Annotated in this window: 8 protein-coding genes; 4 read left to right on the top strand and 4 right to left on the bottom strand. The window is 60.5% G+C overall.

The features are described from left to right. Positions 1-297: 297 nt before the first annotated feature. Together JNN07_08160 and fdhF are read left to right on the top strand one after the other, a co-directional pair. Positions 298-1968 carry a hypothetical protein gene (locus JNN07_08160; GenBank protein ID MBL9167700.1) on the top strand — a complete coding sequence of 557 codons (1671 nt, stop codon included), beginning with the start codon at positions 298-300 and terminating at the stop codon, positions 1966-1968. A gap of 3 nt (positions 1969-1971) precedes the next feature. Next, on the top strand, positions 1972-4689 hold the full coding sequence (gene fdhF / locus JNN07_08155; GenBank protein ID MBL9167699.1) for a formate dehydrogenase subunit alpha: 2718 nt from the start codon (positions 1972-1974) through the stop codon (positions 4687-4689). On the opposite strand, the gene JNN07_08150 is transcribed toward fdhF, so the two are convergent. Then, entirely contained in the window at positions 4686-5315 is a 630-nt protein-coding gene (locus tag JNN07_08150) for a sigma-70 family RNA polymerase sigma factor (GenBank protein MBL9167698.1), read from the bottom strand. The two genes, fdhF and JNN07_08150, sit on opposite strands and share 4 nt — an antisense overlap. Positions 5316-5409: 94 nt before the next feature. Continuing rightward, positions 5410-6870, bottom strand: coding sequence for an amidophosphoribosyltransferase (locus JNN07_08145; protein ID MBL9167697.1), 1461 nt, complete (start codon positions 6868-6870; stop codon positions 5410-5412). A 294-nt stretch (positions 6871-7164) separates the two neighbouring features. On the opposite strand from JNN07_08145, the gene JNN07_08140 reads away from it, so the two are divergent. Both JNN07_08140 and JNN07_08135 read left to right on the top strand, forming a co-directional pair. Beyond that, positions 7165-8934 (top strand): hypothetical protein, encoded by a 1770-nt coding sequence (locus tag JNN07_08140; protein ID MBL9167696.1) that lies wholly within the window; start codon positions 7165-7167, stop codon positions 8932-8934. Positions 8935-8975: 41 nt separating this feature from the next. Then, entirely contained in the window at positions 8976-10013 is a 1038-nt protein-coding gene (locus JNN07_08135; GenBank protein ID MBL9167695.1) for a methyltransferase, read from the top strand. Between the two features lie 49 nt (positions 10014-10062). Here JNN07_08135 and JNN07_08130 read toward each other — a convergent pair whose 3' ends face one another. Further along, the gene (locus JNN07_08130; protein MBL9167694.1) at positions 10063-10980 is read right to left on the bottom strand and encodes a serine acetyltransferase; all 918 of its coding nucleotides are present in this window, start codon (positions 10978-10980) and stop codon (positions 10063-10065) included. A gap of 95 nt (positions 10981-11075) precedes the next feature. Further along, positions 11076-12755, bottom strand: coding sequence for a DNA repair protein RecN (gene recN, locus JNN07_08125; GenBank protein MBL9167693.1), 1680 nt, complete (start codon positions 12753-12755; stop codon positions 11076-11078). Positions 12756-12838: the final 83 nt, after the last annotated feature.

The following is a 12838-nucleotide window of genomic DNA, read 5'->3' as shown; positions in this document are numbered from 1 at the left end:
ACGAAGCCCGGTACGAGGCCGCACTCTTGAAAAAGCGTGGGCCAAAAACATCGGCGCCAACGCTCCAATCGAACTCACTTTCCGGTGAACAAAAAAACTAAAAACCCTTGCCGGAGTAACTCAGATGTCTGGGCTTTGAGGCGGAATCCCTTTGGGATTCTAACATTTGGTCGAAGAACTTGTGGGTAATGCTTAGGTCGTGCCACCGTGGTCCATAGGCGGCCATCGACCGTCTGGACGGCGAATGGCGAAGCAATTTTGGTGGAGTCGATGTCAGAGTTGCGCTATTCCTTAGGCATGTCCAGGAATCTGAGCGCCTTGTCGTTTCGCAAAGGACTCGACCAGAATGTCTTTGACCGAATGGTCAAAGCTGCTGAATCGACGGGCACCGCCGAGGTGGCTGACACCGTCCACCGGATGGGCGAGCATTCCCTCTTTGGCGACGCCGTGACCTTGGGGGCTGTTTCCTTCTACGATTTTCTGAAGAAGCAGAACGCCGGAAAGAAGGTTTTGCTCTGCAATGGCTCCGCTTGCCTCTGTGCAGGCACTCAGGCGGCCTTGCACGAGGAGGCAGCTCGACACTTTAAGCCCGAAGAAATCGGCCACATCTGCTGTCTGGGCCGTTGCCATCAGGGGGGCGCCTTTCAGTTTGCCGACCAGAATTACTCCGGTCAAACCGCGCAGCAACTGGCGACGCTTTTCCAGGGGGGAGCGGGAGACTCGCAGGATCGCTACGCGGTGGTATCGGATCTGACGCAGCCCCTTCTAACGGCTCCGTTTCCCGGAATCCCCGAGTATTTCGCTCCGCTGCACGCCTGGCTGAAGCGAAGTCCCGATGACTTGCTTACCGAGTTGCGCGATTCCAAGCTACGCGGACGAGGGGGGGCGGGTTTTCCGCTTCATTTGAAATGGCAATCGGCCCGTGAAGCCAAAGGGTCGGTGAAATACATTGTCTGCAATGCCGACGAAGGAGACCCGGGTGCCTATATCGACAAGTATTTGATGGAGCAACAGCCCCACTCGGTGCTCTTCGGTATGATGGTCGCCGGCTGGTTTGCCGGTGCGAAAGTGGGGGTGCTCTATATTCGGGCGGAGTATCCGGACTCGATCCGGCGCATGAACGCCGCGGTGCAGGAGCTGCGGGAGGCCGGATGGTTGGGCCGGAACATCCAGGGCTCAGGCTTCGAGTTTGATTTCAAAACGATCAAGGGAGCAGGAGCCTACATCTGCGGGGAGGAAACCGCGCTGCTGGCCAGCATCGAAGGACAGCGTCCGGAGGTGCGGGTACGCCCGCCGTTCCCGACTCAGGAGGGCTTGTTCCGAAAGCCCACCATTCTGAACAACGTGGAGACCTTCGCCAACCTGCGGGCCATTCTGTCGCTGGGTGGGAAGGCGTATGCGCGCATCGGAACGGAGCAGAGCAGCGGGCCGAAGTTGTTGTCGTTGGACAGCCATTTTCGTCGGCCTGGCATCTATGAAGTGGCGATGGGGACGCCCCTGTCCAAGGTGGTGTATCAGTTGGCGGACGGCTTCAAGAACCCGGTGAAGGCGGTGCAGGTGGGTGGGCCATTGGGTGGCTTGGTTCCGGTGGAGAAAATTGAATCGTTAACCGTGGACTTTGAGTCGTTCAAGAACGCGGGCTTTCTCCTGGGGCATGCTGGTGTGGTCAGCATTCCAACTTCCATGCCGATGATCGAGTACATCGAGCATTTGTTTCAATTTACTGCCGACGAGAGCTGTGGGAAATGCTTTCCGTGTCGGTTGGGTTCGACTCGCGGCCAGGAACTGATCGCTCGGGCTCGTGCAGGCCAGGGTCTGGTGGACCGGGAGCTAATCGACGATTTGCTGGAAACCATGGAGCAGACCTCGTTGTGCGCCTTGGGGGGCGGGGTGCCGCTGCCGATCAAGAACGCCCTGGCCTACTTCGCTGAGGAGCTGAAGCCCTTCTTTCAACCCTCCGCCCGCTAAGTTATGAACTTGCCCACTACTGAGAATCAAGCCTGGCTCGACGGCAAGGCCTACCCGTTGCAGCCGGGCGACACGATCCTTAGGTTTGCCGACCGACACCTCGGTCGCGGTCATGTCCCGACCCTCTGCGATGCCCCGCAGCTTGAGCCTTATGGGGCCTGTCGGGTTTGTTCCGTGGAAGTGGCGCTGCGCGCGGACGGGCCGACCCGCGTGGTGGCCGCCTGCCATACCCCCCTGTCCCCGGGGATGCACATCTATTCGGAGACCAAGAAGGTTCAGCGCTTGCGCCGGAACATCCTGGAGCTGGTATTGAGCGATCATCCCCCTGACTGCCTGACCTGCGAGGTCAACGGAAACTGCGAGCTGCAGACCGTGGCTGGCAAGGTGGGGGTGCGGCAGATCCGCTATCAGGGTGGAAAAAACCACCTCCATCAGCCCAAGGATCGGTCGCATGCCTACATGACCTCCGAGCTGGCCAAATGCATCAACTGTTCGCGGTGCGTGCGCGCCTGCGATGAGGTGCAGGGACAATTTGTTCTCAGCATGCACGGGCGGGGTTTCAACGCCCGGATCATCAAAGGTCTGGATACCAGCTTCAAGGATTCACCCTGCGTTTCCTGCGGGGCCTGCGCTCAGGCGTGTCCTACGTCCGCGATATCGGATATCTTCGCCTCGAAAGCGATTGAGGCCACTCGCAAGACCCGGACGGTTTGCACCTACTGCGGGGTCGGCTGCAACTTGAATGTGGCGACCAAGGGAGGTGAAATTCTGTCGATTCAAGCGCCCACGGACTCGGTGGTGAATCATTCCCACACCTGTCTCAAGGGGCGGTATGCGTTTCGTTTTGTGGGGCATCCGGATCGGCTGCGCAAGCCGCTGATTCGTCGGGACGGCGCGTTCCAAGAGACGACTTGGGAGGAGGCCTATGCCTATATCGCCGAGAACCTGAAGCGCATTCAGAGCGAACATGGCGGCAACGCCGTTGGGGGGATTTCTTCGGCGCGCTGCACCAATGAGGAGAACTACCTCATGCAGAAGTTCATTCGCACCGTATTTGGCACGAACAACATCGATGCCTGCGCGCGCGTGTGTCATTCGCCGACGGCCTGGGGCATGCAGAAGGCCTTCGGCACGGGAGCTGCGACCAACAGCGTCATCGATCTCCAATACACCGAGTGCATCCTGGTGATCGGCGCCAACCCGACCGAGGGACATCCGGTCACCGGCTCGAAGATCAAGCAGCGGGCCATGAAGGGCATTCCGCTCATCGTTGTGGATCCCCGGAAGATTGAGCTGGTGCCCTACGCCAAGCATCACCTGCAGCTACGCCCGGGCACGAACGTGGCCCTGCTGAACATGTTCGCCTACTACATCCTGGAAGCCGGGCTGGTGGATCAGGAGTTTGTGCAGAAGCGCTGCGAGAATTGGAGCGAGTTCGAAGCCGGGCTGCGGTCGTTGAACCTGGATGAACTGGAACGGATCCACGGAGTCGATCGGGAGCAGGTCAAAGCGGCTGCGATCGAGTATGCCAGCGCGGAGAGCGCCATGGCTTTTCACGGGTTGGGTGTGACGGAGCACAGCCACGGATCGAAGACGGTGATGACCATTGCCGACATCGCGATGATGACTGGCAATGTGGGGCGGCCGGGAGTGGGTGTTAATCCACTGCGCGGACAGAACAATGTTCAGGGTGCGGCCGACATGGGCTGCCAGCCTCACCAGGGTGCTGGTTACCTGGCAGTGAACGATCCGGTTCATCACAAACGGTTCGAGGAGTTTTACGGCGTGCATCTCTCGGATCAGATCGGCTGGAAGATCCCTCAGATGTATGACGCGGCGATCGATGGGCGGCTGAAAGCCATGTGGGTCATGGGGGAGGACTTGGTGCAGACCGATCCCAACACCGAACATGTCAAAAAGGCGTTGGGTTCACTGGAGTTTTTGGTGGTGCAGGAGCTGTTCATGACTCCCACCGCGGAGATGGCCCATGTGGTCTTGCCGGCGTCGTCGTTTTTGGAGAAGAGCGGCACCTTTACCAATGGTGAACGGCGCGTCCAGCGGGTGAATGCGGTGATGGCCCCGCTGGCCGGCACCAAGCCGGATGGGCAGATCATTGTGGATATCATGAACCGCATGGGCTTTCCCCAGCCGCCTTACACGCCGGACGGCATGCTCGCCGAAATCGCGCAGATCGTTCCCTTCTTCAAGGGGGCCACCTGGGAGGGCTTGAGCGATCAAGGCACTCAATGGCCGATTCAAGAGGGGTGTGTGGGAACGGACATTCTTCATGTCGAGAGTTTCAAGCGGGGTCTTGGGAAGTTTCACTTCTTTCCCTTTCAGGAGAGCCGCGAGATTGAGAAGCATCAGGATGAGTTTCCGTTCATTTTGACCACCGGCCGTTTGTTGGAGCATTACAACTGCGGGACGATGACACGGCGGACGAACAATGCGCTCATTGTGACTCAGGACCAGTTGGCGATTAACCCCGAGGACGCGGCTCGAAAGGGGATTGCGGATGGGGACATGGTGCGGATCTTCAGCGCGCGAGGGGAAGTTCGATTGCACGCGAAGCGATCCGATGAAGTGAAGCCCGGGGTGTTGTACTGCACCTTCCATTTCCCTGAGGTGCTGGTCAATACCGTCACGAGCAGCGAATGTGACCAGGACACGATGTGTCCGGAGTACAAGGTGGTCGCTGTGGACGTGGAGCCGGTGGGCTAGATTAGCTGCGTCTCGAGGCGCTTAATCTCATCGCGCAGCTTCTTGCCCACGCGAAGTTTGGCGATGTAGGCCTGGGTTGCGCTGACGCCCAGGGTTTTGGCCACCTTCTCGACGGGCCATTGTTTCAGGACGTAGCAGTCAAAAATCTGAAATTGGAGCGGCCGGACTTCCTGGCGCACCTTCGTCACCGCTCGTTCGAGCAGGGTGCGCTGCCATTCTCCCTCCCAGATCTCATCCAGGTTATTTCCGCTGGGGTCGGGAACGCGCTCCATCGTGCCGGTTCGGCGAGAGTCGTCTCCGCTGGTGGACGGCTTCTTGAGGTGCTTCTTTTGGGTGCGGAGCAGTTCAATAATCCGCCATTTGGTATTCTGCAGCAGCCAGCCTTTAAAGGAGCCCACCTTGGGATCGTATTGGAATTCGGCGAGCTTTTGTGTGACCGAGCGCATGGTCTCCTGAATGATGTCCTGGGCGTCGGCGTCGGAGAGCCCGTATTTCATCGCCACCCCATAAATGAGGTTGCGGTAGAGGTCGTAAAATTCCCGATGGCTGTCCTGGTCCTCGGGATCTTTGAGTCGTTCCAGTAGACTCGCCCGGGTTGGCAACGGATCGGTCCCAGCGCGCTTCATAGTAGCTGGGATGCTCTTCCTCCGGTCGATAGGAAGCAAGCCAAACATTCCGGTGGCGGAGGTGGCACCGAACCGGGAAGGGACGCCGAACCTGCTAAAGCAGCTTGATCTGGCGTTTCTCTTTGTCCAGGGCTTCGCCCAGGCTTTCGAAGCGTTTGCGGCGGCGTTCGATGATTTCCTTGTCGAGGCTTTGATCGTAAGCGACCGGGTAGACGCCATCGTAGCAGGCCATGCAAAACGAGGACTTGGGGTGGCCAGTGGCCTGGACCATGCCATCGAGGGAAAGATACGCCAGCGAGTCGGCATTCAGATACTTGCGAATCTCATCGATGCTGTAGTTCGCGGCCATGAGCTTGCGCCGATCCGGGAAATCGATGCCGTACACGCACGGGTTCATGTGCGGCGGGCAGCTGACGCGCACGTGCACCTCTTTGGCGCCGGCTTCCTTCAAGGTGTTGACCCGAGTTTTGCAGGTGGTGCCCCGGACGATGGAATCGTCCACAATCACCACTCGTTTGTCCTTCACCAACTCGGGAATCAAGTTCAGTTTGACCCGCACGTTGAAGTCACGAATGAGCTGGGATGGTTGCAGGAAACTGCGGCCCACGTAGTGGTTCCGGATGAAGGCGATTTCGTAGGGAATGCCTGATTCGAGCGAATAACCCAGGGCCGCGTAGTTTCCGCTGTCCGGCACCGGAACCACGATATCGGCTTCGACACCGCTTTCCCGGGCCAGTTGACGTCCCATGTCCACTCGGGCTTTGTAAACCGTTCGGTTGGCAAGAACACTGTCAGGACGGGCGAAATAGACGTATTCGAAGATGCAGAAGGCGCGCTGCGTATGCTCGGGGAAAGCTTTCAGGCTTTGGAGCCCCTTCTCGTTGATGATGACGATTTCACCGGGCTCTACATCCCGCACGAACTTGGCATGGATAAGGTCCAGGGCGCAGGTTTCACTGGCGAGAACATAGGCATCGTCCACTTTGCCAATGCACAGTGGGCGGAAACCGTAGGGGTCCCGAGCGCCCACCAGCTCATTCTCGGTCATGATGGCCAGGGAATAGGCACCTTCGATGCGGTGCAGGGTCTGCACCAGGGTGTTGAGCAGGTTGCCTCCGTCGGGCTGGGCCAGCAGGTGAAGGATGATTTCGCTGTCGACCGTGGTCTGAAAGATGGAGCCTTGCATCTCCAACTCCTCCCGCAGGGCGGCGGCGTTGGTCAGATTGCCGTTGTGCGCGATGGCGATCTGGCCACGGGCGCAATCAACCGTGAGAGGTTGGGCGTTCTTGAGCTGGGACGAGCCGGTGGTGGAATAGCGGGTGTGTCCCACCGCCATTTTTCCAACCAAGTCATGCAGAACCTCCCCGTTGAAGATCTGGGAGACCAATCCCATCCCTTTGTGGGTGCGGAACTGGCGGCCGTCCGACGCGACAATCCCGGCGCTCTCCTGTCCGCGGTGTTGAAGGGCGTAAAGCCCGTAATACGTCAACTCCGCAGCGTTGGGATGTCCGAAAATGCCAAAAACGCCACAATAATGCTTTGGGTAATTCTGCATGGTTCCGATGCAATGCCTTCGACGCCCTAGATCCAATCGGGATGCAGTCAGCGTGGCAAGCCTCAATCAGTTTCTAAGGGTGGAAAGTCTTCTGGAATCCCCTTGTCATCGGTCGGAATCTGATGATACACGCCCGAGTTCGGCTCCTGGACCTGAACTATAATTTGTAGTTAACCCTTCTGGCTCAACGCCCGATTAGATGGGGAGGAAGTGTCTTCGGCTGGAGGAGACGACTACGTAAACCTGTGCACCACTATTCTGTCGGACACCAGGGCTCTGGAGGAGGGTTGCTCGATGGCTGAAAAGTCATTCGGAACTCGGTGGAGGACTGTGCCTGGGCTCCCGTGGATGCTTGGCCTCGCCCTGGTCACGATCGTGGGTGCTCACCTCATGGCTTGGGTGAACACCTTTGGCCTGGCTGCCTCCATCCGAACCCAGCAGGAGCTTTTCGTAGGCCTTACGGATTATCAGGGCCTGCTGTCTGACCTGGATGAGAGCACCCGGGCGATCATGTTGGCTCCGGATCGGCCTGAGCTGAGGCGGAAAAAGAGCGAGGCGGTGGAGGCACTGCAACACCAGTTGGGGGTTTTGGCGGAACAGGCACCCATCCAGGGCCCGGTTCGCAAGGAGCTCATCGGGCTGGCCACCCATTTCCGCAAGAAATTGATCCCTCAGGCGGACCAGGTGCAGAAGCACGCGGCTGCTCCCGGACCTTTTGCCATGGAGCGTTTTCGCACCGAGTATGCGGAGGCCCGACTCCAACACGCCGAGAAGGTTGCTGAACTGCTGGAGGAGACCAGGCAGATGGCGGGTGAGTCCATCGCTTCCGGACAGCACCGGTTGTTGATGAGTGCTGGCTTCTTGCTGCTGCTGTGGAGCGGCGCGATGGCCTGGCTCGTGGCTCAGGTTCGTCTGCACCCGCAAGCTCCGGCTGTCGGGGCGCATGCAGTCGTCGCCTCGGCTGATGCAGCGCACGTGCCTGAGCATGCCCTGGCATCCAGCACGCCCCCGCACGATGCTCATGAGCTCCATTCGGAGTCCGCCGAACCCTCTGCGCTGGGAGTGGTGGCGGCTCCAGAGACTGCGATCACGCCCACCCCGGGCTTGGACCCCCTGTCGGTGGTGGACCCGACCGCGCCGCCGCCGCGGGAACCCGAACTGAGGGCCGAAGAGATCGCCTCGGTTCCTGCCATGCCTGCCGGTGCGGCCTCAGCCCACGAAACTGTTTCGCCAGTGGTAGCTGCCTCAACTCAGTCTGCGCCGATGAGTTCGGCCTCTGCTTCCGGTGGAGAAATGAGCCAGAGTCAGATCGCCGATTTACTGCGGCAGCCCGAGGCCCCTGCTTCGGCGGGTTTGCCGAGTGCTCCTGCGTCGGGAGCCACTCCGAGCACTGCTGCCAATGCCGCCAGCCTGACCACGCCACCGGTCGCTCCGGCTCCATCCGCACCTACTCCGACCGTCCTGCCTCCTGGCCCGGTGGATTTGGCCTCTTTGATGGGGGGAGCCGACGATTCAGCGGCACCCTCGGCCGTGGCTTCCGCAGAGCCGGCTGCGCCGGCCTCCCAACCTGCCCCTCCTTCGCCTGTTCCCGTCCCGTCCGTTGCGCCCCCCGTTGCGCCCCCCGTTGCGGCTGTGCTGGAGGCGGAGCGAACTTCAGTGACCCCAGCTCCCGTCCCGGTAACCTCAGCAGCGGCGCCCGTGCCGGTGGCACCGGCGAGTGAGCCAGCAGCCGTGGTGGCTGCGAGTCCAGCCCCGCTGCCTGATGTGCAGACCTTAATGAAAGGGGCATCGGCCATGACGACCGAGCAGCTCACCGCGATGCTGTTCGGCGTGGGACCGGCCGCCCCCCCGGCAAAGTCTCCCCCTAACTCCGCTCCTCCTACTCCTCAGCGGATTGCCCCTGCTGCTGCTCCTGCTGCTGCTCCTGCTGCTGCTCCTGCTGCTGTGGCTCCCGCGGCGGCCCCGGCAGTTCCTGCAGCTCCGCCTCGCACGATCACGGGGGCGGAAATGGCCACCTTGAAGCCGGGAGAGGATACCCCTGGAGTGGTGGATCTGAGCTTCTAAAGAGAGTTGAGCCAGGTTTTCCGGAGGGATAGGCTTGGGTCGTGGCACCATTCGACCTGACTCAGGCACCAACGACCGACCCGCTCTCAATCTATCGCTATCGTGATGGTCTCTATGCCACCGATTTGCTGGCGGCTGCCTTGGTGTGGCTGGACCTGTTCACCTGGCTGGAGACTCAGCCGAGCGACGTTCCTGGGATTTGCCGTCACTTCCAGATCCACGAGCGACCAACGGATGTGATGATCACCCTTTTCAAGGCGATGGGATTGCTGGAGGAGCGGGATCAGCGGATGCATCTGACTCCCGTGGCACGGGAGCATTTGGTCAAGACATCGCCCTGGTTCATCGGGCCCTATTATGGATCGATGAAGGATCGTCCGGTCACGAAGGATTACCTGACAGTGCTGCGCACCGGCAAGCCGGCCAATTGGGCCAGCCTTCAGGATCAGAGAGCCTGGGCGCAGGCCATGGAAGAGGAGGCCTTTGCGGGGCAGTTCACCGCGGCCATGGATTGTCGGGGAGTTTACCTGGGACCGGCGCTGGCCCGATCTGTGTCGCTGTCGGGCCAGCGCCGGCTCCTGGATGTGGCGGGCGGCTCGGGGATCTACGCCTGCAGCTTGGTGGCGGCGAATCCTGGCTTGTCCGGGGTGGTCTTGGAGAAGCCACCGGTCGATCGCATCGCGCGTCAGGGCATTCAAGCTCGGGGGTTCGGTGATCGGATTGAGGTGGTGGCGGGGGATATGTTTCAAGACCGGTGGCCGGCGGATGCCGATGTTCACCTCATCTCCAATGTGTTGCACGATTGGGATGTGCCGAAGGTTAGGCTTCTGCTGAGGAGGTCGGCCGAAGCGTTGCCCGCGCGGGGATTGCTCCTGATCCACGATGTGCATCTCAGCGCGGACAAGTCGGGGCCCTTGCCGGCAGCCGCTTACTCGGCGTTGTTGATGAACATCACCGAGGGTAAATGTTACTCCATTTCGGAGATGGCGGAGTTGCTTCGGGAGTCCGGTTTCGAAACCCCGGAGTTTCGGCCCACGGCAGCCGACCGAAGTGTGCTTGTCTGTCGGCGAGCCGGTTGACCCGGTGCTGACGGCCGAGGTTGCCCTCGCGGAGCGACGCAGGTTAGCCTTACAATCCGGTGGTTTGCCCCGCCCGGTGCTCCTTCTTGCTCATCACTTTGACTTTCACATCGTCAGGAAGCACCAGTGAATCGGCGGGCACACTCTGCATGAGAAAGACATTGGCTCCGATGGTGGAGCGGGCTCCCACCACGGTATCGCCGCCCATGATCGTGGCACCGGCATAGATGGTGACATCGTCTTCAACCGTGGGATGCCGTTTGATGCCGCGCAGCGCCTGGCCGCCGGAGAGGGAGCGTGCGATCAGAGAGACTCCCTGGTACAGCTTGACTCGATTGCCAATCTCGCAGGTTTCTCCGATGACCGTGCCGGTGCAATGATCGACAAAGAAATGGGTGCCGATTTTGGCTCCCGGGTGGATGTCCATCCCGGTGCGGCTGTGAGCCCATTCGGTCATGATGCGGGGGATGAGCGCCACGCTTTTGAGGTAGAGCTGATGGGCCAGTCGCTGGACCGCCACCGCCTCCATGAACGGATAGGCGACGATTACCTCTTCCTTGCTGAGTGCGGCAGGGTCTCCTCGGTACGCGGCTTCGGCATCGGTTTGGAGCAATTCCCGGAGCTGTGGGAGAGACTGCAAGAACAGAGTGGCGGTTTCGTGGGCCGATTGGCGCAGGTCCTTCTTGTTCTGTCCCGGCGGTGGGGAATACTCGAAGCTCTTTCGAATTTCGTCCTCGAGCCGGCCCAAGACCGAGTCCATGAGCGCGGCGGTTCCGACCTTCAACTCGGAAGAGTGGAGCGGTTGATCATCAAAGAATCCGGGGAAGAGCAGGCGCAAAAGGTCGACGGTGATGTCCACCACCGAGGACTTCGAGGGCAGGTTCTTCCCGTCCAAGTGATTGATCCCTCCCGTCTTGGCGTAGGACTTGAGGAGTTCGTTCGTAAGGTCGGTGACCGTCACATTCACTGGAGGACTATTCCTGAGACGGATGGTGATGGCAAGGGCCGCGAAACCCCATCTCACCGGCGGGTTAAGGCCGGCAGGCGCTGACCCCTTGGGCGCTACTCTTGGAGCAGGGCTTCGGCGTGCTGGCGCGCGGCATTGGATTGGCCGCCTAGCATTCGGGCCAGTTCGGTGACTCGAGCTGGTCGGTCGAGGCGGTCGATGGCGCTCCACGTCCGTCCGTTCTTGACGCATTTGCTGACAACGTAGTGCGCTCTGGCTGAGGCGGCGACCGGAGCGAGGTGAGTGATGCAGAGGACCTGGCGATCCTTGGCGATCTGCGACATTTTGAGGCCGACCACCTGGGCGGTTTCGCCGCCGACATTGGCATCAACCTCGTCGAAGACCAGGACGGGCACATCGTCCCGGGCAGCCAGCACGGTTTTGATCGCCAGCATCACCCGGGCCATCTCGCCTGAGGAAGCGATCTGGCGAAGCGGGTGTTGAGGCTCGCCTGGGTTGGGGGCGAACAGGAATTCCAATTCATCCAGGCCCTGCCCGCGAAAGGCGGATTGGACCTCCTTGCCGGGAGTCTGGGTTTGGAGAGTGACCGCGAACTGGCTTTGGCGGAAGCCCAGCTCGTTTAATTGCTTGCTGATCTCCTTGGCCAGTTTGGGCGCCACTTTGCGCCGTTGTCCGGAAAGCTCCTGGCCTGCTTGCCAAAGCTTGGTCTCGACGCGCGCCATCTCGGCCCTGATCCGGGCGACCTCAGCCTCTCGGCCTTCGAGCTTTCGAAGCTTCTCGGCGGCGGTTTCGCCGAACGCGATTACTTCGTCGACCGTGCCGCCATATTTTCGCTTCAGGGATTGGATCAGGCCGATCCGCTCCTCCAATTCAGCCAGCTGTTGGGGATCCACCTCGAGGCGGTCGGCATAGCGGGACAGCGCGGTGGAGAGTTCTTGGAGGGATTGGCTGGCCTGCTCGTGGATGACCAGCAGTTCCTGAGCTTGCGGATCGAGCCGTTGAAATTCCTGAAGCGTCCGGCCCAACTGGGCTGCGGCGGACAGCGCGGAGTTCTCGCCGTCGCTGAGCAGGTCGACGGCGGTGCGCGTGAGTTCGGTAAGCCGAGAGGCGTTGCTAGCCCTCTGGAAAGCCTCCTGAAGAGGTCCTTCCTCACCGGGCTGGAGGCGGGCTCCCTGGATTTCCTGAGCTTGAAAGCGGAGCAGGTCCAACTGTTGGGCGTAGGTGCGTTCGTCCACGGCCAGCTCCCCCAGCCCTTGTTTGAGGTGGTTTAGTTCCGACAGGAGATCGGCAAAGAGTTGACGCGGAACCTCCAGGTGGCCGAAGGCATCCAGCATGTTCAGCTGACGGCTGGTGCTGAGCAGGGATTGATGATCGTGCGGTCCGTGCATGTCCACCAGGGACTGGCCGAGGGTGCTGAGGGCGGCCAGCGTGGTCGGTGAACCGTTCACGAACTGCCGGTTGGTGCCATTGAGATGAAAGCTGCGCTTGATGACGAGTTGGTGCGACTCGCAAGGCTCCAGCCCATTCTCCTCCAGGAAAGCTGGGATGATCTTGCCCGCCGGCTCGAGGCTAAAGACGGCCTCGACCACGCAGAGTTCTTCTCCCGATCGGATGAGGCCGCGATCCGCCCGCTGACCCAGGATCAGGCTCAGGGCACCGATGATCACCGATTTGCCCGCTCCCGTTTCTCCGGTGATCACGTTGAGCCCAGATTCGAGCTCCAGACACAGGTCCGAGACCAGGGCCAGATTTTTGATCCGCAACGTCGCCAGCATGGGGACATGTTGGCGGTCACGACTGCCCTGGGCAAAGAAAATTTCTGGGCTCTTGTTCCCTCCGGGGGGGCGCTGGTAGGTTA

The organism is Verrucomicrobiales bacterium (assembly GCA_016793885.1).
GTDB lineage: Bacteria > Verrucomicrobiota > Verrucomicrobiia > Limisphaerales > UBA11320 > UBA11320.
Note: the sequence above shows the minus strand (reverse complement) of the source record. Positions and strands in the feature narration are given on the sequence as shown.